Annotated in this window: 21 protein-coding genes; 12 read left to right on the top strand and 9 right to left on the bottom strand. The window is 57.1% G+C overall.

Annotation, left to right across the window (positions count from 1 at the left end):
- Positions 1-203 precede the first annotated feature (203 nt).
- Entirely contained in the window at positions 204-1,013 is an 810-nt protein-coding gene (locus tag UF64_RS15035) for an inositol monophosphatase (RefSeq protein ID WP_044829576.1), read from the top strand.
- 10 nt (positions 1,014-1,023) lie between these two features.
- On the opposite strand, the gene UF64_RS15030 is transcribed toward UF64_RS15035, so the two are convergent.
- The 8 genes from UF64_RS15030 to UF64_RS14995 form a co-directional block, all read right to left on the bottom strand.
- Positions 1,024-4,254, bottom strand: a complete 3,231-nt coding sequence (locus UF64_RS15030) for a CHASE domain-containing protein (protein ID WP_235285087.1) — start codon at positions 4,252-4,254, stop codon at positions 1,024-1,026.
- 126 nt (positions 4,255-4,380) lie between these two features.
- On the bottom strand, positions 4,381-5,001 hold the full coding sequence (locus UF64_RS15025) for a helix-turn-helix transcriptional regulator (protein ID WP_044829421.1): 621 nt from the start codon (positions 4,999-5,001) through the stop codon (positions 4,381-4,383).
- 62 nt (positions 5,002-5,063) lie between these two features.
- Positions 5,064-6,377: a four-carbon acid sugar kinase family protein gene (locus UF64_RS15020; RefSeq protein ID WP_044829420.1), complete on the bottom strand. Its 1,314-nt coding sequence runs from the start codon at positions 6,375-6,377 to the stop codon at positions 5,064-5,066.
- 2 nt (positions 6,378-6,379) lie between these two features.
- Positions 6,380-7,651 carry a ribulose-bisphosphate carboxylase large subunit family protein gene (locus UF64_RS15015; RefSeq protein ID WP_044829419.1) on the bottom strand — a complete coding sequence of 424 codons (1,272 nt, stop codon included), beginning with the start codon at positions 7,649-7,651 and terminating at the stop codon, positions 6,380-6,382.
- Positions 7,652-7,654: 3 nt separating this feature from the next.
- Positions 7,655-8,194 carry a VOC family protein gene (locus tag UF64_RS15010; protein WP_044829418.1) on the bottom strand — a complete coding sequence of 180 codons (540 nt, stop codon included), beginning with the start codon at positions 8,192-8,194 and terminating at the stop codon, positions 7,655-7,657.
- Positions 8,195-8,204: 10 nt separating this feature from the next.
- On the bottom strand, positions 8,205-9,479 hold the full coding sequence (locus tag UF64_RS15005; RefSeq protein WP_044829417.1) for a TRAP transporter large permease: 1,275 nt from the start codon (positions 9,477-9,479) through the stop codon (positions 8,205-8,207).
- Positions 9,479-10,057, bottom strand: coding sequence for a TRAP transporter small permease (locus tag UF64_RS15000; protein WP_082049826.1), 579 nt, complete (start codon positions 10,055-10,057; stop codon positions 9,479-9,481). Before UF64_RS15000 ends, UF64_RS15005 begins: the two co-directional genes overlap by 1 nt.
- A 90-nt stretch (positions 10,058-10,147) precedes the next feature.
- Positions 10,148-11,158, bottom strand: a complete 1,011-nt coding sequence (locus tag UF64_RS14995) for a TRAP transporter substrate-binding protein (protein WP_044829416.1) — start codon at positions 11,156-11,158, stop codon at positions 10,148-10,150.
- 147 nt (positions 11,159-11,305) lie between these two features.
- Between UF64_RS14995 and UF64_RS14990 the strand changes: the two genes are divergently transcribed.
- From UF64_RS14990 to UF64_RS14955, 7 genes are all read left to right on the top strand, one after another.
- The gene (locus UF64_RS14990; protein WP_235285086.1) at positions 11,306-12,340 is read left to right on the top strand and encodes a LacI family DNA-binding transcriptional regulator; all 1,035 of its coding nucleotides are present in this window, start codon (positions 11,306-11,308) and stop codon (positions 12,338-12,340) included.
- 389 nt (positions 12,341-12,729) lie between these two features.
- Positions 12,730-13,170, top strand: a complete 441-nt coding sequence (locus UF64_RS14980) for a hypothetical protein (protein WP_044829413.1) — start codon at positions 12,730-12,732, stop codon at positions 13,168-13,170.
- On the top strand, positions 13,158-13,682 hold the full coding sequence (locus tag UF64_RS14975; protein WP_052657659.1) for a hypothetical protein: 525 nt from the start codon (positions 13,158-13,160) through the stop codon (positions 13,680-13,682). The genes UF64_RS14980 and UF64_RS14975 overlap by 13 nt, the downstream gene beginning before the upstream one ends.
- Positions 13,683-13,922: 240 nt before the next feature.
- The gene (locus UF64_RS14970) at positions 13,923-14,159 is read left to right on the top strand and encodes a hypothetical protein (RefSeq protein WP_044829412.1); all 237 of its coding nucleotides are present in this window, start codon (positions 13,923-13,925) and stop codon (positions 14,157-14,159) included.
- A gap of 2 nt (positions 14,160-14,161) precedes the next feature.
- Complete coding sequence (locus tag UF64_RS14965) at positions 14,162-15,682, top strand: portal protein (protein ID WP_044829411.1); 1,521 nt, start codon at positions 14,162-14,164, stop codon at positions 15,680-15,682.
- Positions 15,682-15,963 carry a hypothetical protein gene (locus UF64_RS14960; protein WP_044829410.1) on the top strand — a complete coding sequence of 94 codons (282 nt, stop codon included), beginning with the start codon at positions 15,682-15,684 and terminating at the stop codon, positions 15,961-15,963. The genes UF64_RS14965 and UF64_RS14960 overlap by 1 nt, the downstream gene beginning before the upstream one ends.
- Positions 15,964-16,066: 103 nt before the next feature.
- On the top strand, positions 16,067-16,717 hold the full coding sequence (locus UF64_RS14955) for a hypothetical protein (RefSeq protein WP_052657658.1): 651 nt from the start codon (positions 16,067-16,069) through the stop codon (positions 16,715-16,717).
- Positions 16,718-16,987: 270 nt separating this feature from the next.
- Here UF64_RS14955 and UF64_RS21090 read toward each other — a convergent pair whose 3' ends face one another.
- Positions 16,988-17,116: a hypothetical protein gene (locus UF64_RS21090; protein ID WP_255353109.1), complete on the bottom strand. Its 129-nt coding sequence runs from the start codon at positions 17,114-17,116 to the stop codon at positions 16,988-16,990.
- A 490-nt stretch (positions 17,117-17,606) separates the two neighbouring features.
- Between UF64_RS21090 and UF64_RS14950 the strand changes: the two genes are divergently transcribed.
- From UF64_RS14950 to UF64_RS14935, 4 genes are all read left to right on the top strand, one after another.
- Positions 17,607-18,422, top strand: coding sequence for a phage capsid protein (locus UF64_RS14950; protein ID WP_044829409.1), 816 nt, complete (start codon positions 17,607-17,609; stop codon positions 18,420-18,422).
- Between the two features lie 153 nt (positions 18,423-18,575).
- Positions 18,576-18,851: a hypothetical protein gene (locus UF64_RS14945; protein ID WP_044829408.1), complete on the top strand. Its 276-nt coding sequence runs from the start codon at positions 18,576-18,578 to the stop codon at positions 18,849-18,851.
- 98 nt (positions 18,852-18,949) lie between these two features.
- A complete protein-coding gene (locus tag UF64_RS19960; RefSeq protein WP_082049803.1) occupies positions 18,950-19,609 on the top strand; it encodes a phage tail protein in 660 nt (219 codons plus the stop codon).
- A 67-nt stretch (positions 19,610-19,676) separates the two neighbouring features.
- Positions 19,677-20,255, top strand: coding sequence for a hypothetical protein (locus UF64_RS14935; protein ID WP_044829407.1), 579 nt, complete (start codon positions 19,677-19,679; stop codon positions 20,253-20,255).
- Positions 20,256-20,386 lie beyond the last annotated feature (131 nt).

Here is a 20,386-nt window from a genome sequence, read left to right as displayed (position 1 = left end):
GTGGGGCGGCTGTTCAAGCGGCGCATAGCATAGGAGTTTTGCCCAAGGATGGTCAAAGAAAACATCGCGCTTCCAACCGCCTTTGAAATGTCATGAAAGCTTGCAACAACTTATGCGATAGGTTTTTCTATAGATGATTGATTTCGAGACGTTTTCTGCCGACCGGGCATTGAGGCTGATCGGCGCTTTGAAAGGAATACATGATGGGTGATGACATCAAACTTGATCTCGACGCGCGGTTTGAGCATGCCCGTGATGTGATCCGCCATGCCGGCGAACGCGCCATGGAATATTTTGACGGTACGGCTGGCGATCTTGAGGTCGAGGCCAAGGAAAACCCGCTCGATATGGTCAGTATCGCCGATAAGAATGTCGAGGCGATCATTCGCGACCAGATCGGCGATAGCTTTCCCGAGGATGGCTTCCTTGGCGAGGAAATGGGCATCGAGAAGGGTGATAATGACTGCCTGTGGGTGATTGACCCGATTGATGGCACGGCGTGCTTTGTCAATCAGATGCCAAGCTGGTGCATTTCCATCGGCCTTGTCGTCAAAGGCAAGATCGAGCTTGCCCTGATCTATCAGCCTGTCGGTGATGAACTGTTTACCGCAAAGCGCGGCGAAGGTGCGTTTGTAAATGGTGAACCGATCAAGGCAAGCGATGTCAAAACCGTTGGTGACGGGCCGATGGGACTTGGCATGTCACATCGCACGACAAGTGACGCGATCACGCCCTTTATCAAGGACCTTCTCGATCGCAAGGGCATCTTTATGCGCAACGGATCGGGCGCGCTTTCGATGGCCTATGCGGCGGCCGGGCGTTTGATCGGCTATTACGAGCCGCACATCAATCCCTGGGACTGCATGGCCGGCATCCTTCTGATGCAGGAAGCAGGCGGTTGGGCCAATGATTATCTTGGTGTGCCCAATGCGCTTGAAGACGGCGCGCCAATCCTGACCGCCGGGCCGAATGTCGCCGAGGAACTCCGGTGTATGACCGGCGTCAGTAAATAGGATTGCCCGATCAGGCGTTGCTCGGGTCGTTTGTGCCCTTGCGATGTTCCAGTTTGCGGTGGGTCAGGCGGGCCAGCTCGGCGTCAATCATCTCGATATCAAGCGGCTTGGTGCAATATGCATCAAAGCCGGTCTCCTGGAAGGTTTCGAGATTGTCGTTTGAGATATCGGCGGTCAGGGCGAGGACCGGAATGGTCGCCTTGACCGGGTCTTCAAACATGCGAATGCGCCGGGTGGCTTCGATGCCATCGAGAACCGGCATATGCAGATCCATCAGAACCGCATCGAAATCGGTCGCGGCAAGGATATCAAGCGCAATCTGGCCGTCTGCGGCGGTGGTAATCGTGTGGCCCTGCTGTTCAAGCAGTTTCTGGGCAAGGATGCGGTTGATCTCGATATCCTCGACCAGGAGCAGGTTCCAGGTGCCGGGTTGAACCTGTTCGGCCTGATCGGGCGCGGTTTCCTGATCCTGGGCGTGCAGGGCCTGACCGTCATGCTCGGCAACGGCTTCTGCGGTGCTGCGCGGCAGGGTCAAATCAAACCAGAATGTACTGCCGCTGCCTTCCTGACTTTCGACCTTAACCATGCCGCCCATTTCTCGAACCATGCGCTGACAAATCGTCAGGCCAAGGCCGGTGCCGCCATAGCGGCGGGTCGTGGTGGTATCGACCTGGGTAAAGGCATCAAAGATCGCATCAAGCTTGTTGCGCGGAATGCCAATCCCCTCATCACGAACAGAAATGCGGAAGGAGACTTTGTCTTCGTCAATCTGAAGCGGGACAGCAGATACCTGCACCTTGCCATATTTGGTGAACTTGATGGCGTTGGAAACAAGGTTGGTCAGGACCTGTTTGAGGCGGACCGTATCGCCAATGACATGGCGCGGCAGCTTGGGATCAATATCAAGTTCCAGCGTATTTTCCTGCGCGCGTGCTGGCACCAGCATCATCGAGACCACCTCTTCACACAGATGGTGCAGATCAAGCGGCGCTTCTTCAAGGACTAGTTTGCCCGCCTCGATCTTGGAGATATCAAGGATATCACCGATCAGCGACAGAACATGCCGACCGGCGCCGCGAATGGTCGTGAGGTAATTACGCAGTGTGTCGGTATTGTTGGTGCCGTCCTTGTCCAGACTGTCAGATGCCAGTTGCGTATAGCCCAGAATGGACGTCATCGGGGATCGGAATTCGTGGCTCATATGGGCGATGAATTCCGATTTCGCACGGTCGGCCTGCTGGGCCTGGTTCATGGCGTTTTCGGCGGCAGCACGCGCATCTTCGAGCTCAGCCGTTCGGGTCGTGACCAGATCGACAATGTGTTTCTCCGTGCGGTTAAGCGAGCGCAGATAAATCAGAAGCAGGACACTGATCGTGCTGCCAAAGACAAAGATCGCCCAGGGCTGCCAATAGACCAGCGTGTTATAACCTTTGTTCTGATGATGCAGAAGGATCGTCCAGTCACGATAGCCGAACGTGAAATTCGAAATGTTCGGATTGAACGGAATGGCAAGCTCCGCCTCGATCTCATCCAGTGCGCCTTGAGCATCATTTGATGAATAGAGCAACCCGGCCCGGCCTTCTGTCTTGGCATCGGCAAGATGCAGGGCGTAATCAAGGGGAATGCGCGCCACCCGGGCCGCACGCGTAATCATGTCGGTAATCCGAAGCACCCCGACCGCAATGCCCAGCGGCGGGCCATCCGGATCGCGGCGATTTTCCACAGCCAGAAACGCAAGGGATGAAACAAGCGATGCATTTGACTGCACGGAATTAAGCGGCTGGGTCAGGGTGACGTTATTGGTCTTGATCGCGGTTTCAAGCGCGCGTTTGCGCGCCGGTTCGCTGGCAAGGTCAAAGCCGACGCGCTGCTCATTGCCCGAACGCGGGAAGACATAAAAGACCGGGTAGTAACTATCGCGTTCCTCGGCCGGGCGGGTGACGCCATCAATGACTTCGCGGATGGCAAAGTTTTTAACCCCGCGCAGTTCGGCGGTTTCTTCGACCAGGATGCGAGCGCGTCGTTCAACATGCGGCGCCCATTCAAGGGCGGCAACGCCCGGACGTCGGTTGATCCAGGGGGCGACCATGGCGTCATAGGTGGTCGCAGACACACTGCCATGCACATCAAACAGTGTGCGGACTGCTATCAGCGCATCGGTGGCGCGGCCAAGTTCTTCACGAAGCGACGCCTCAAACGCCAAGCGATATTGTTCGGTGGTCAGACGGTCGGCCTCTTCAAGCTGGGTATAGGTGTACCAGCCAGCAAAACCCGAAACTCCGAACCCGATCACACCGATCAGGACCGCCAAGGCACGACGCAGGCGGTGGACTTCGCCCGACAGCCTGCCATCGCGCGCACGCATGGTCACCGTTGCAATGCGTTCCAGACCCACGGCAAGCAACAAGGCGCCGACTGAGCTTGCAATCAGATAGCCAAACAGATTGCTAATGCCTGATTGCAGCTCAATCCCGGCAAAGGTCGAGTTGCCAAGGGCGGCAAACGCAATGACATCGCCGGCAATCAGGGCATTGGTGACAACAGCACCTAAAAGGCCATAGCGGATCGTGCCCCAGATCACGCAGGGCAGGGAGACAAAGATAAACAGAAATTCCGGGCGGGCGGTCAGCGGCGTGGTTTGTACGGCGGATGCCAGAACCACACAGGCGAGACCGATAAAGCCCAGTTCCCAGTAATGCATGATCGGGCGCGGTTTGATACGCCAGTTGAACAGGCGCAAGACCAACGGACCAACAACAAGGGCGCCAATCACATCGCCCTTGAACCAGCCCTGCCAAACCAACTCGAACCGGTCAAAGTTACCAACGTCAAAGAAGCTGACATTCAACGCGCCAAAAGTCGCACTAAGCGCCGGGCCAAGTAGCCCACCTGCCAGAAGGTAGATCGCGATATCGCGCAGACGGGCAAAGGGATATCGCCCGGCAAAGCGCGAAATGAGAATGGCGGGGATCACGGCGGCCAGCGTCGTGCCCACGGCGACAAAGATCATCGCACCAATTGTTTGGGCAATGACAATGTTTAACAGGAACGCCCCGATATAAACCGCCGGGAAATAGCGCCATCCCCAATACACCAGCGCAGCAAGGATGATGCCCGCTGGCGGCCAGATCAGTGTGATGCTGGTCGCAAAGAACGGCAGATGAATAGCGGCATAACCCGTGACGAAATAGGCAAGGATAATTACCAGATAACGCACAATGTGATGGCGCTGCAGCGTCAAACGGTTCTTCCTTTTCCCATAAGGTACCAGCCGGATTTTTATTGATCAGGTTTAATGTAATATGTCGCGCGCCCGATTTGAATAGACCATTGATCGAATGTGGTTATCTGTTCAATGGAAACAGGTTTACTGGCTGCACCACAAAACCCGCGCCACCCAGTCAATCTGATCGGCGGGAACAAAGCGGTCTTCGAAGTCCGGATTAAAGGATTTCAGCTCCACACCCAGCGCGCCGCGCCGGACAAGTTCCTTGGCCATGACTTCGCCGTCCACGGTTTTGACAACCACGCGGTCCTTGGGGCGGATGTTTGATGCCGGGCTGACAATGATCAGATCACCATCGCGAAAAACCGGTGCCATGGATTCCCCTGATATGCGCAACCCATAGGCGGTCGGGTCATGCAGGGCCGGGAAGGTGATGTCTTCCCATGAACCGCCAACGGGATATCCGGCATCATCAAAAAAGCCGCGATTACCCGCCTGGGCAAAGCCGATGACGGGAATGCGCCCGGCCCCGTTGCCATCGACCAGTTCGGAAAATTCACGGAAGCTGACATCGGTGACGGAAAGCACCTTGGAAATGCTTTCGGTCGAGGGCCAGCGTGCCTTGCCTTGGGCGGTGGTGCGCTTGGACCGATTGAATGTGGTCGGGTCCAGTTGCGCCAGTCTTGCCAGTCCAGACGGTGTCAAACCATGGTCCTCTGCAATCTGGTCAAGGGCAGCCCAAATTTGTTGATGTCGGATCATGGCGCATCCTAGCAGGAGCCAAGCGCCAAGCGAAAGGAATTAATTCCTGAGACAGCCCGGTTTCAAGCGCCTTTGACGGGCAGGGCTGCGATATTGTCAAACAGGGTCGGTTTGCCCATCTGCCCGCCTTTAAGCAGCATCGGCATACCGTCAAGAATGGTGCGGGTTGAATGGGCGCGAATGATCGGAGCACCGGCATCGAAATCAGCCGCGAAAGACAGGCTGTCGATGCCCAGTTTCTGCACTGCCAGGCTTGAGGTATCGCCACCGGCAATCAGAAGGAACCCAAGGGCGATTTCGTTGGCTATGTCGCTGATGAAATCCGCACTGGCACGTGCCAGATCGTGGCTTGCTATATCATGATCGCGATCATCAGTTAGCGCGACCAGTAGGTTCTTGTTCGATGCCAGAACTGATAGGCATTCATCACGCAGCTTTGCGGTGGCCTTCGGATCAAGCAGGTCGGTCGGACGCACATTGCGTTTTTCATAGGCCTTGGCGTGTGCCACCTGATCGGAGGTCAACGATGATCGGCTGCCGGCAAAGGCAAAGACCGGGCCTTCGCGCCGGCTGGGTTTCGGCGTGGGATCATTGGCCGTCTCAAAGGACGGGAACATCGCCTGTGCGACGCTGCTTGCGCCGACGCAAAGTACGGGCATGTCGGCCGTAATCTCACCAAGGGCTTCGCCAATGGTCAGAAGGTCGGTTGCCTCTGTCACGTCAAACAGGGTTTCGGTTTCCCCACTCGCGATGCGACGGCGGATTTCATTGACCAGGGTCACGCGACCCTTGCGGATGATGGTGAAATCAATCAGGCCGACATTGGTCCAGCCCTGCTTGGCCAGATGGCGACACAGGTCGGCCTCATCCATCGGGGTGACCGGGTGCTTCGCCATGACCGGATGGCGATCAATGCGATAAATCTTGCCATCACCCGCCCCGGCAAACAGGTTGCCCAGCAGGCAAAAGCGTCTCAGTGACGGCTGCCCACCAATGATCGCTTTCCACGGCGCACCGACCGCCTTGGCATAGTGATCAGCAATGGTTGCGATATTGCCAGTGGTGGGCGAACTGTCAAAGGTCGAGCAGACCTTGAAATGATACAGGTTGCAGGCGGGTGATTTGAGGTGTTCGGCCAGCGGAGAAATGGTTGCAACGCCGTCTTCGACCCCCAAAGCACGAAGTGACGTTGCAACCCCAAAGGCATCAAGGCTGCCAAGGTCGGGACCAAGCGACCCGTGACCGGTTTCATTTTCTGCGGCTTCGGATTGCGGGGCACTCAGATATAGCCGTGCAGACAGGCCGGAACGGGCCACTGTTGCAAGGGTATCGGATGCCCCGGTGAAATCATCGGCACAGAAAATGAACTTGGTCATCGTCAGCCTCGCGCCCCATAAAACGATAGCGCCTCGGCCAAGGCTTTGTTGTCCTTGGCATGTTTTTCAAGGCTGATCCCGGCTTCGCAGGCTTCCCATGCCTGACGCAGGCTGGTGATACCGGCCGCAGGTCCAGACGGATGGGCGAGAATGCCACCACCGGCAAGGAACATGAAATCAGCCGATCCGACGGCCTCGTACGTGGCTGGAACCGTGCCGGCCCACTGGCCCGATGAGAAGACCGGCAGAACGCGGTCCTCGTCGCCATTGCCCTCGGCAAGCGGTTTGGCGCACAGCTCGGCCGATGCGGCGACTTCGCTGTCATCGTCACAGAATTTGCCGCCCATGCCATGCACATGCATGTGATCCATCCCGGTCAGACGATAGAGCGTCTGATAGGCCGGGAAGCTCATCCCGATCAGCGGATGACGCGACAGCGCACCAAAACCGTTGCGATGCCCATGCAGGACAAGGTTGGTGGATTTGCGCAAGGTCTGAAGGGCGGAAAGACCGGCCCAGTTCATGCTGACCATCGCGCACGACCCGCCTTCCTTTGCGATCAGATCGGCATGGCGGCGCATGGCATCGGTTTCATCGGTGATGTTAAAGGCAATCATTACATCACGACCGGTCTTGTCGCGATAACGCCGTACCCGATCCATCACGGCCGGAATACGTTCCGCAAGCGGCGCGCTTTCCGGGTTGGCACAGATTTCGTCATCCTTGATGAAATCAACACCGGCTTCGCACAACTGATCGACAAGATCGGCGATCTCGTGGCTGCGCAAACCGACATTCGGTTTGATGATGGTGCCAAAGAACGGGCGGCCATGGACACTCATGCGATCGCGCGTGCCCTTGGTGCCAGCCACCGGATAGTCATAAAGATCGCGATAGGACTTGGGCACGGTGACATCAATCAGCTTAAGGCCGGTGATCTCACCCAGATCATAAAGATTGCCCGAAACCGTGGAGGCCAGCGTTGCCAGATTGCGCCCGATATTGCCCGTCGGGAACCCGATGCGGATTTCCGCCCGGCGATAGGGGCCCTTGACCCCGCGCGCCTCAAGATAGGCACTCGTAAGGCTTGGCTGGTTGACCGGGGTCAGTTCACGGATGCCCAGAATGCGGGCCGCACAACGTTCGCGCAGCTCGTCGGTTTCCCCGGCAACGCGCACAAACGTGCCGCTGCTTTGCTCACCGGCCATGATGCCGGCGATCTTTTCCGGGGCCATCGGGGTTTCGATAAGGTAACGGGCTTCGATCAGGTCCATGGCTCAGATTTCCGAAAGCGACGGGAACGGACGGATCGGATCAGCACCATCCCAGTCGATGGAGGCTTCATAGATGGATTTGAACAGGCGGCCTTTCGGACCGACAACTTCGGAAAGTTCGATCACGGTGCCCGGATGGTCTTCCTTGTCGAAATAGACAAAGCGCCCATTGTCGCCGACCTTGCCGCTCATCTTGACCTTGAAACCCTGGCTTTCCATCAGCGCCAGGTCGTCATCGAACTTTTCAGTCCAATAGGCGACGTGCTGCAGGCCGGTATTGCCCGCCTGTTGAAAGTCACGATACATCGACGGCGCATCGTTGCGCGTCTGGATCAGTTCGACCTGGACATAGCCGGAATTGGCAAGGGCCACAGAGTTATGGACCTCATAGGACTGACCGTCATAACGGTAATCCTCGATCGGAACTTTCGGGTTGTAATACCAGGGGCCGACACCCATCGTTTCCGACCAATATTCCATGGCGGCCTCGATATCGGGCACGACGTAACCCAGCTGGCGAATTTCACCAAGAAATCTGCTCATAGTTCCTCACTTAATCCAGAATGTTGGGCAACCAGACAGAGATTGCCGGTATGCAGGTCACTGCGAGCAGCGACAAAAACAGCGGTAACAGGAAGGGAAGGGCGCCGCGGATCACCCGGTGCAGCGGCATCTTGGCGATGATGCTGACCATATAAAGGCTCATGCCAACCGGCGGGGTCAGAAGACCGATCATCAGGTTAAGCACAAAGACAATGCCAAGCTGCAGCGGATCAACACCGGCGGCCGTCATCGCAGGCGTAATGATCGGGGCGATGATCAGGATGGCTGCGATGGATTCAAGGAACATCCCCACCACCAGCAACAGCACATTGACAATCAGAAGCAGCACCAGCGGATCGCTCGAAAGCCCAAGCAGGAACTCACTTGCCGTTGCTGGCAGGCGATCCATGGTCAGGACCCAGGCAAACAGGGCCGCGGTGGAAACGATAAACAGAACGCTGCCCGTCGCATCGACACTGTCGCGGGCTGCGGTCAGGACGCGTTTGAGATCAAGCTGGCGATAGATGAATTTGCCGATCAAAAGCGCATAGGCCACGGTGACACCGGCCACTTCGGTCGGGCCGAAATAACCCGATACCAGACCGCCAATCAGAATGACCGGGGCGGCAAGGGCCGGCAGGGAAATCACGAACTTGCGGGCAAAGGCCGCGATGTTGAATTTCACTTCATCGCGCGGCAGCTTGTAGATGCGTGCCATCACGCCGACCTGCAGCATCAAAAGGGCGGTGATCAGAACGGCTGGCACAATACCGGCAATCAGAAGCTTCACCGCCGACACATTGGCAACAGAGGCAAAAATAATGATCGGAATGCTGGGCGGGAAGATCGGACCAATGGTGGCCGCTGCCATGGTGATGCCCGATGCAAACTCGGCCGAATAGCCCTGCTTGCGCATCATCTTGATCTGAACCGCGCCAAGAGCGCCAATATCAGCCAGGGCCGCACCCGACACGCCCGAAAAGATCAGGCTGACCAGAACACTGACCTGTGCGGTGCCACCCCGGATCCAGCCGACCATCATACGGACAAGCTCGAACAGATGGTTGGTGACACCCGACAGGCTGAGCAGGTTGGCGGCAAAGATAAACAGCGGGACGGCCAGAAGCGGGGTGGAATCCAGGGCATTGACCGTGCGCTGGGCCAGAACCGTCATCGGCAGGTTAAACAGGATCATGACAACCGCAGATGACAGGCCAAGGCAGACCGCAATCGGCAGGCGGATGATCATCAATGCCAGAAACAGGATAAGGAGGGTTGCGCTCATCATTTGCGGGTATCCTCCGGGCGTTGGCTTGCTGCCATTTCTTGTTCAATTGCTTCGGCAATCGCGTTGCCGCCGTCATCAGTGTCATATTCCGTGACCGGCTCGGTCCGCGAAATCAGGCGATACAGCGCAACGGCGAGCAACAGCACGATGGCGATTACGACAGGCGCATAAACCGCGTAATTGGGCATAGAAAGCGAGGGGGTGGTGAACTTGCCCGCACGCATCACAAATTTAAAAAGACCAAACAGGAATATCGCGGAAAAGGCGGTAATCAGCGCGTAATTGGCAAACCGCAAAATCGCCTTGCCGCGTGCGCCAAGTGCACTGAACAGCAGATCAATTGCGATGTGACGGTTATGGAGCATGAGTGCCGGGACCGCGAAAAACACCAGGGCTATATTGGCAATGCGCGACAGCTCATCCGCCCAGGGCAGGCCAAGATCAAAGAAGTTGCGCAAGATGACCTGACCAACCACCAGGACTGACATCAAAGCCAGCATCACCATGGAAAAGGCGGTCAGAACCCGGCATATCCGGTCCAGCCCCTTATATATCGGGGAGTTCCTGTAAGGCATCACGATACCTGAAAACAAAGGCTTGGAAAAAACGGGCGGCATCCCTGAACGTGTCGTTCCCCGATGCCGCCCGAAGACGATCGATCCTGCTTATTTTACAGCAGAGATCTGCTCGTAATATTTGCCGAATTTGTCGTCGAAGCGTTCGTGCACAAGCTTTTCAACGCCTGCACGGAAGGCCGCAACATCAAGGCCGTCATCCGGACCGATGATGGTCATGCCAGCTTCTTTGAGCTTGGCAAGATCGCCTGCCTCTTTATCAAGGATCGTCTGGGACGCTTTCATGCGCACCGTCTCGGCTGCCTTGGCAATGCCTTCCTTGATGTCGTCAGGGAAGCTCTGCCACAGGTCTTCGTTGATCACGACGATTTCAGCGGCTGAGATATGTCCGGTCAGCATCATGTGCGACTGAACATCATAAAGCTTGTGATCGACAGCCACGTTGACCGGGTTTTCCTGGCCCTGAACGATACCGGTGGCAAGTGCGGTCGGTACTTCTGACCAGTCAACCGGAACCGGGGCGGCACCAAGGCCTTCGACCGCGGTCAGGTAAACCGGCGACGGAATGGCGCGGATTTTAACGCCCGAAAGATCAGCCGGCGTTTTGATCGCGCGATCAGCGGTCAGCTGACGGGTGCCGAAATAGAAAGCATACAAAACGCGCATGCCGGTATTGTCGATCAGCCCCTGGTTCAGCTCTTCCATGACGGGCGAGTTGATATCAACCACATTCATCAGGTGGTCGTAATCACGATACAGATACGGGGTATCAAGTACGCCGAAATCTTCATAAAGCGAGCTCAGCGCACCAGCGGTGTTGTGCGACAGCGCGATGGCGCCCATGGAAACGCCTTCGGCGAGTTCCTGGATTTTGCCAAGCTGGGATGACGGATAAACGTCGATCTTGACCGCACCGTTGGTGTTTTTGGCGATTTCCTCGGCCAACCAGTCAGCCTGCATGCCGACAACAGAGGTCGGCGAATTCATGTGACCGTAATTGAGTTCATATTCCTGTGCGCTGGCGGCATGCGCCATGACAGAAAGGGATGCAGCAGCAACGAAAGTTGTTGCGATATGGCGAAACTTGCTCTGGATGACCATTGGTTTCCTCCCGTGATGGTCTGTGTGTTTTAGTCTATTTCAGGACTGTCTTGTTGTTCTTTTCCCTTGAATGATCCCAGAGTACGTGAAACATATTGCCTCATCAAACATCATAAAATGATGTGTTTTGATGGTTTTGAGGGTGCAATGCCAAAGACAAGCGGGCCGATCATCAAGGATATTGCCGACCTTTCCGGGGTGTCTCCGGCAACGGTCGACCGGGTGCTGAACAAGCGCCCCGGCGTGCGTGAACGCACGGCAAAACGCGTGCTTCAGGCCGCAAGCGAACTTGGCTATCTGCCCGAAACCGACACCCATGAAGTCTTCCGGCCCAAGCCGATGCGTGTGGTATTCCTGCTGCCATCGGGCACCAACCCGTATCTCAAACTGCTCGGTGATCGCATCAAGACCGCAGCCGAGGCGACAACGGGCTATAACATCCGCGCGCGTGTCTATTTTATCGACAGTTTCAATCCGCAACTGCTCTCCGAAGCCCTGCGCCAACACGGTGAAAAGGCCGATGGCATTGCTTTTATGGCGATTGATCATCCGCTGGTGCGTGAAACTGTGGCCGATCTTCAGGATGCCGGGAAACACATCATTACTGTGGTCTCGGATATTTCCGGTGTGCCGCACGCGGCCTATGTCGGGCTGGATAACCGGGCGGTTGGGCGCACAGCGGGTTATTTGCTGGGCCGGTTCATGGGGCCTGCCCGCGGTCGGGTTGCGATGATTGCCGCCAGCCGCACCTATCGCGCCCATGAAGAACGCGAAATGGGTTTCCTGTCGCTGATGGAGGAAGATTTTCCCGATATCCGCGTGGTGGCAGCCCGCGAAGGTCATGATAACCGCAGTGAAAACTACCTGCACACCAAATCGCTTCTCGAAGAATATCCCGATCTGGTCGGCATTTATAACGTCGGCGGTTCGTCAGACGGGGTGGCGCGCGCGCTGCGCGAAAGTGGGCGGGGACGCGAAATCATCTTTATCGGTCATGGCCTGACCCCTGATACAAGACGCTTCTTGCTTGAAGACATCATGGATGTCGTCATCACCCAAAGCCCGGGCGTGATTGTGCAAAACACCCTGCGGATTTTCGAAAACCTCCGCAACGGCCAGGCGGCCGACGAGGACGTCGCCAAACTCACCATGCAGGTCGTAGTGAAGGAGAACCTGCCATAAGGCGGGGCCCCAAAAGATCCATAAAATCAAATTGTTATAGGATCTGGGGCGCCGCTGGGCCCATGCAGGCAGAATCGCCTCGTCTTTTGAATAGGAAATTAATCCTTTACAATGAGAACAAAAAGGGATTATAGCTTGCATATCAACACCGGAATTGCATCTGGAAGTAAGTCGGGCCTGATCAAGGCCGGCTGATAACGCGGCGGTCAAAGCTGCTGATTTGCGCGGGCGGAAAAGGCCCTTGGGGACATCACAAACCATTCATCGCACCGGCGTGCATTGCCAAATGCGCGGGCGGGATTGCTGTATCCATTTTCTGGATTTGGCACGGTGATGGTGCGGTTGCAGGCCCGGTGGAATGAACAGGCATTACCAAGCAGGAGGGCGACGTGACCGAACAACGACTTTTTCCCAAACCACTTTCTGCGCGCGACATCACCCCTTTTTCCAGTGCCAGGCAGGCATGGTTCTGGTTCGTGCGCTGTCAGACGGCCCGGATCGAAGGTGCGCGTGTGGTGGCCGACGCGGGCGAGGTGGTCCGCCCCTGTGATCCGGATGATGTTTATAACGCAGTGATGCGCCTTAAAAAGGGCGGCATTCTGGGTGATCGCCATTTGCAGGTTCTGGAGTATTTTGGCCTCGTCGAACGCGAACCCGACCCACGTGATCCGCGTGAAAAGGGTAAGGGGGATCTATGGCGCCATGCCATGGAGTCCCTTGAAAATGTGCTGGTCACGCGCGGGATCGTCAAACGCGGGCGTGATGAAAGTTTTCATCATGATGATGTTGCCGTGGAACTGGGTGGGGATCTGTCGCCATGCGGGATGTAACAAACCTGATCAAACCCGCCCCGATTGCCGGGGAAGCCTTGCGAGATGCCGCCGATCCATGGATCGATCACTGGACCAACCAATCCTCGACAGGGCGTGAGGTTTCAGTACTGGTGGTGTTTGCCGATGCGCCGGAAAAGCGTTTGTTGCGGGTTCTCAAACCGGGCTTTCGCCATTGCTTTGTGCTGGTATCCGGGGTTCGGGCAGGGGAATGGATCTGCCTTGACCCGCAAAGCCATCGGGTGCGCTGTGACAGCTGGTGCTATTCGCCGATCTTTGATCCGGCGGCCTATTATCGCGGCCTTGGATATCACTGTATCTGGGCGCGCTATCCGGCCTCCATTTCACGCAAGGTCCGCTTTGGCCCGATGAGTTGTGTCGAACTGGTCAAACGGTTGCTTGGCATTTCGGCACTCTGGATCATCACCCCCTGGCAGCTCTATCGCCATCTGCAAAAGGGGTTGGAGCGCGATCAAATCGGGGATGTGTTTTTTTCTGAAAAATGTTCTTGATTTGTTCTTTTTAATGTGACATAAGAGACAAATCAACGCCACAGATGCGCCCGCAGGGTTCCGACCCTTGCGGGCGTTTTTGCGTTTGGCTGTGAGCTTGTGGATCGAGCTTCCCGCCTTCGCGGGAATGACGTTCGTTCCTTGCAGCTGTTTTGGGCACCGTCATCCCCGCGAAGGCGGGGAACTCATGTAACGTGCTCTGTCGAAACCATCACCAAACTTCACAAACCGGAGGCCCAGATGGGAAGCCTGTTTTCCACGCCGAAACCGGCACGTGTTGCGCCGCCGGCCCAAACGCCAACGGCGACCAAAACCGAAGATGACACCAGTGCCGAAGACGCCGCACGCTTGGCCCGGACCGAGGCGCTTGAACGTCGTCGTTATGGGCGCGCCAGTTTGATCGGGACAAGTTATCGCGGGCTTTTGACAGACCGCATCGCCAAGGCGGGCGGTGGCAAGAACCTGTTGGGGGAATAAGCATGGCGAAGTCGCAAAAGGCGGTGGCTGCGGACAAGGCAACCGATGGGGCAGATATCGCTCATCTGCGCACCCGCTTTCAAAAGGCGATGGAACGCCGGCGCAATTGGCTGTCGCATTGGCAGGATTGTTATGAATTTGCCCTGCCACAGCGCAATGCAGCGGCAAGCCACCAGACCAGTGGCGGCAAGCGCCTGGATCGGGTGTTTGATGCCACGGCATCCGATGCGGTCGAACAACTTGCCGCCAGTCTGATGGCCGAAATTACCCCGCCCGCTGGTGGCTGGTTTGAGTTGGAGGCGGGCGGCAATGTCGCCAATGCGGATCGGCAGGTACTGACCGAGCAACTTGGTCGGGCCGTTCGGATTTTGCAGGGGCACTTTGATCGCTCCAACTTTGCGGTCGAAATGCATCAGGCGTTTCTCGATCTGGTGACGGCCGGGACGGCGTGTTTGCGACTTGAAAAGGCCGATTTGCACAGCCCGTCTGCATTGCGCTTTACCGCCGTGCCCTTGCGTGACTTGGCGTTTGAAGAGCGGTCTGATGGCAAGATGGACGCAGTGTTTCGCAAACTGGCACTGACCCGCGACGAGATCGCGGCGACCTGGCCGGTAGCCAAGGGCTTAGCCGATGATGGCGATGACAAGGATGCACCAAAACGCATCACCGTGATCGAGGCGGTACTTCCGGCAGCCAACGGCAAAACCGGTTATGAGCTGTGTGTGTTTCGCGAAGACGGCGATGCCACGACCAATGATCTGATCTATCGCGACCGTTTTGATGTCTCGCCCTATATTGCCTTTCGCTGGATGAAGGCACCGGGCGAGATTTATGGCCGGTCGCCCGTGATGAAGGCGCTGCCCGATATCAAGACAGCAAATAAGGTGGTCGAGCTGGTGCTTAAAAACGCCTCGATCGCCGTTACTGGCATCTGGCAGGCCGATGATGACGGGGTGCTCAATCCCGCGACCATCCGGCTCGTGCCGGGTAGCATCATTCCCAAGGCCGTGGGATCGGCGGGGCTCAAACCGCTTGAGGCGCCCGGTCGGTTTGATGTGTCGGATCTTGTGCTCTCAGACCTACGTGATCGCATCCGACGGTGTTTGCTGGCTGATCGGTTGGGGCAAACCGATCAACCGGGCATGACCGCGACCGAGGTGCTGGAACGGGCATCGGAAAACGCAAGGCTTCTGGGGGCAACCTATGGCCGGTTGCAGGCGGAGTTGCTTTATCCGTTGATCCGGCGGGCACTTTATATCCTGACCCAAACCGGGGAGCTTCCAGACATCCCGCTTGATGGCGATGTTGTCGTGCTGCGTCACGCGGCCCCCTTGGCGCAATTGCCCAAACGGGTACAGGCAGGTCAGGCGCTTGATTGGCTTTCGCGCATCGCGGCCCTGGGCCCGGAGGCATTGGCAGAGGTCGATCTGCCCGTCATGGTCCGCTGGCTTGCCGATCAGTTTGGCGTGCCCGACCATCTGTTGCGGCCAAGCCTGCCGTCTGAAATCGCGGAGGCAGTGTGATGGTTGATATCGGATGGGACTGGTTCGAGGCTGAAACCGAAGCCCTGACCAAGGACGGCACCGATCATTGGCAGGCCTGCTTTGATAGTGATGCCGGTGCAAAGGTTCTCGACGATCTCGAACGTCATTTCCTGCTCAGCGTGCTTGGGCCGGATGCCAGTGACAAGGCGATCTGGATGCGCGAAGGGCAACGGGCGCTGGTGTTGCAGATCAAGCGATTGGCGGCTGGCGCGAAAGACGACGGAGCTTGCGGCGCGATGTTCCCGCCTGCGCGGGAATGACGTTCGTTCCATGAGATGTTTTGGGCACCGTCATCCCCGCGCAGGCGGGGAACCGGAGCCACACATGCCAAACAAAGTTTGACCCATTTAGCGGAGTGTTCGCATGACAACCGAACCCGACCTTCTTTCTCCGGAAGTCGCGGCATCTGACGTGCCGGAAACATCCGAAACGCCGGAAGCAGAAGATGCCAGCAACGAGATGCCTGAAAGCATGCTTGATCCCGAAGCCCTTGCCAATCTGGTGCCCGAAACACCAGACGCCTATGCAATCACGCTTGCGGATGGTTTTGGCGATATCGATGCCGATCTGAACCAGCGCCTGCATGAAGCAGGCTTCAGCAACGCCCAGGCGCAGTTGGTCTATGATCTGGCGGGGGAAGTCCTTTCACCGCTTCTGGGCGATCTTGATCAGGCCGCCCGGCGTGCGACAGATCGCGCAGCACTTGCGGCCGAGTTTGGCGGTGCGGAAAGCTGGAAGAAGCTGGCACCGAAAATTGAAAGCTGGGGCAAGGCCAATCTGCCAGACGCCGCCTTTGAAACGCTGTGTCAAAGTGCCGATGGCGTGCGCGCCATGCATCGTATGATGGCGCAAAGCAATGAGGCAGCCCTTGGCAAAGCCGATTGCGGGGCGGGGGAAACCAATCTTCGGTCCGAAATCCGGCGCAAGATGAATGATCCGCGCTATTGGCGCGATCGTGATCCGGCGCTGGTCGCCGAGGTGCAGGCGGATTTTGCCCGCCTGTCCGGGGCTTAAGCCTGACCTAGGGTCCAAACTCATTCACATGACCGACCCGGCAACCGCTATGAGAGAAAAATCTAGGAAAAACCCGCAGAGCGGGGCGATCCCCGGTCAAGGGATTTGACGAAGGGGCTTTCTCTCATAGCGGTTGTCCTTCGGATCACCCGGATTTGCACGGGCTATTTTGTCGCAAAATCTTGAAAGATATAGATCTTTCTGTGATTTCGCTCCGCATATCCGCACAAATCCGGGCGACCGGGACGATTATGTGAATGAGTTTGGACCCTAGAAAAGCTTATCCGCGCGGTCCATGACCGCGTGGACGTAATCGGGGATCGGGGTCATCGGTAAAAGGAAATAGCCCGCAACACCCAGCCCGATCAGGCCGAACACAAGCAAAACCGACTTCTTCACGGCAGACACTCTTTTCTTGTTTGTAACGCACAGGCGAGCCCTTCGGGTGCAACAGGTCGGGGCAAATCCGGTGCGTGTCCCACGGAGCCTCACCCCTCGATTTTGCACCGGTTTTGTTCGCGTTTGGCGAACCGTTTGGCAAGGCACGGCGCGCAGAACGATGTGGCACATCGTGCAAGCGCTGTAACGACGTAAAACGTCGCCAAACACGAACCCTTCGGGCCGGGGCATTCATCTCTCCCGCAGCGTCAAGGACCTTGACCGTAGTGCCGCTACGCTCTGCGATCCTTTCCTTGCTGGAAAGATGAATGCCTCAGGCAAAACGATGCAAAATCGAGGGATGAGGCTCCATCGACGGCTTTCTTAAAACATCAAACCATGACCGGAAAATGACCGGGTTTGGGGCAATTGTGGCAGATGGCGCAATTGAACCCCGGCGGCTGCTTGTGCACGCGACAAAATCATATCTGAAACAAGGGGATAAAAGGCGATGACAACCACGATTGATCAAAGCTTCATCGACCATTTTCAGGCCGATGTGCATCAGGCCTATCAACGCATGGGATCGAAACTTCGCAACACGGTGCGGGTAAAAAATTCCATCAAGGGCGCGACCACGGTTTTCCAGAAGGTCGGCAAGGGTACGGCAACCACCAAGGCCCGCCATGGCAAGGTGCCGGTGATGAATGTCGATCACGAGGCAGTGCGTTGTGATCTGCGCGATTACTATGCCGGCGACTGGGTTGATGCGCTCGATGAGCTCAAGATCAACCATGATGAAAAGATGGTTCTGGCCAATGCCGGGGCCTATGCGCTCGGCCGCAAGACCGACGAGCTCATCATTAATGCCCTGGTCGGGGCCAGCGATGTTGTGCCCGATAATACCGAGGGCATGACCCTTGATAAGGTGATGATGGCGTTCGAAAGCCTTGGTGATCGCGATGTGCCTGATGACGGGCAGCGCTATGCGATTGTCGGCTGGAAGCAGTGGTCTGAGCTGCTGCTGATCGATGAGTTTTCGCGATCTGACTATATCGGCGATGACGATCTGCCGTGGAAGGGAACACAGGCCAAACGCTGGCTCGGGACGCTCTGGATGCCCCATTCGGGCCTTCCGGTGGCAAGCGGCATTCGGTCCTGCTTCTGGTATCACCGAACCGCCATTGGCCACGCCATCGGCTCGGATGTTCAGTCCGACATCACCTGGCATGGCGATCACGCAGCCCACTTTGTCAACAACTCCATGAGCCAAGGCGCAACGCTGATTGATGGCGATGGCGTGGTGTGCCTGCAAGCACAGGAATAGCGCCAAAGCCCTGTTCAGCATGCTGTTCGAGGTTCCCGCCTGCGCGGGAATGACGTTCGTTCCATGCACTTAATTCAGCACCGTCATCCCCGCGCAGGCGGGGATCTCGTGCCAACCGCTCAGCCCAACATTTCCTAACAACAGGAGCCCGAAATGGCAGAAGGTTTCAAAGCCAGAAACCTCAGTGTTCTGGCCTATGCCAACGGCTTTACGCTGTGGCACTACATCACCCCCGACGTCGCCGCTGACGTCGATACCGCCGACTATTTTGCCGATGCACGTGACATGCTGCGCGTCGGCGATTTCATCATCGCCAACACCAACCGCGACGCCACCATGTCGGGCGGCCTGTTCGTCGTCGCAAGTGCTGGCGCAGGCGGTGTCGATGTCCGTGACATGACGGCGGTTGGTACCTCAAACACCGACTGATCCGGATAAGTCCGATCCAACCTTTCCATCCTCCCTCAACCTCGCCCCGGTGACACAAGTTGCCGGGGTTTCTTTTTACCCAGCCAAGGAGACTGCCCATGCAGGGTTCAACCCCAGTGGAATGTGAAGTTCTGAACGTTATTCAGGGTGCGGGTATCTGGCCCGATTGCGATGACAAAACCCAACTGCTTCAGGCCATCGAAACGTTGATTTCTGGTGGTGGCACGGCTGGCGGTGGTGTCATTATTGGCAGCGAAATCGGCACGGTTTCAGCCTTTGCCATGCCCGCCCCGCCGACCGGCTGGCTGGTGTGTGATGGTTCGGCCGTTTCACGTACCGACTATGCCGATCTGTTTGCCACCATTGGCACCCTTTGGGGGCATGGTGATCAGGTGTCGACCTTTAACCTGCCGGACCTTCGTGGCGAGTTCGTACGCGGTTTTGATGATGGTCGCGGTGTTGATGATGGGCGTGTGTTTGGAAGTTGGCAAAAACCAAGTATCGTTGGCTTTGATACTCAAGATGATGCTGTTTGGTCTGCTTCGACGCAATTAACTTCCGGAGCAATAGCCGAATCCCTCGGACTTGATAACTATGATACTGAAAATTATCCCCAAGGTCGCTTACGGGGGATTGGTACAAACGCGACAAGCACTCTTCCCGGAGCGGCTGGGGCCAGTGGATATTCTGGTTCTGTTCGCCCACGCAACATCGCGATGACCTATGCGATCAAGGCGTTTTATCCGTCGGCATCGTAAGTCTGGCGGTTGACTTTATTGCGGGGTCCGGTTTTCCGGGCCCCGTTTTTGTTTGGGGGCAAAACGGATGGCGTTAAGTGATGTGGCGCTGTGTGCGCGGGCTTTGGTGATGGTTGGGGCGGCGCCGATTTCTTCTTTTGAGGAAGACGTGGCCGAGGCCGAGATTGCCCGGATGTTGTATCCGAGCGTGCGGGACGGGATGCTGGCGGGCTATCCGTGGCGGTTTGCCGGGCGGGGGAGCTGGTTGTCGCGCTTGGCCGATGGGAGTGGGACAAGTTCGGCCAGAGATGGCAGTCATCTGTTTGCCTTGCCGCGCGATTTCATCCGCTTGCTGTCGCTTGAAAATGACGGTGGCAAGATCGCAGCGTTTGAGTTGCGCGATCAGGCGATCAAGGTCGCGGGCGACAGTGCCTATCTTGCCTATGTTGCACGCTTGCCCGAGGGCAGCTTTCCGGCCTGGTTTGATCTGGCGTTGATGGCGCGGCTGGCGGCCGAGTTTTGCCTGCCGCTGACCGAGAGCAGCACACGCGCCGAGTACCTTTTCAAGCGGGCCGAGGATCAGTTGCGCGAAGCACGGCTTGCCGATGCGCAGCAATCAACGCCGCATGCGATTGATGATTTTTCCCTGATTGCGGCGCGGGGGTAGGGTGGCGGGCCTTGGGTTTGGAGCCTGCCGGTCGAGGTTCCCGCCTTCGCGGGAATGACGTTCGTTCCATGCATCTGTTGTGGGCTCCGTCATCCCCGCGCAGGCGGGGATCCCGATCCGCAAGCGTATCA

It is taken from the genome of Thalassospira sp. HJ, from assembly GCF_000948415.1.
GTDB lineage: Bacteria > Pseudomonadota > Alphaproteobacteria > Rhodospirillales > Thalassospiraceae > Thalassospira.
The sequence above is the reverse complement of the archived record's forward strand: the minus strand, read 5'-3'. Positions and strand labels throughout refer to the sequence as shown.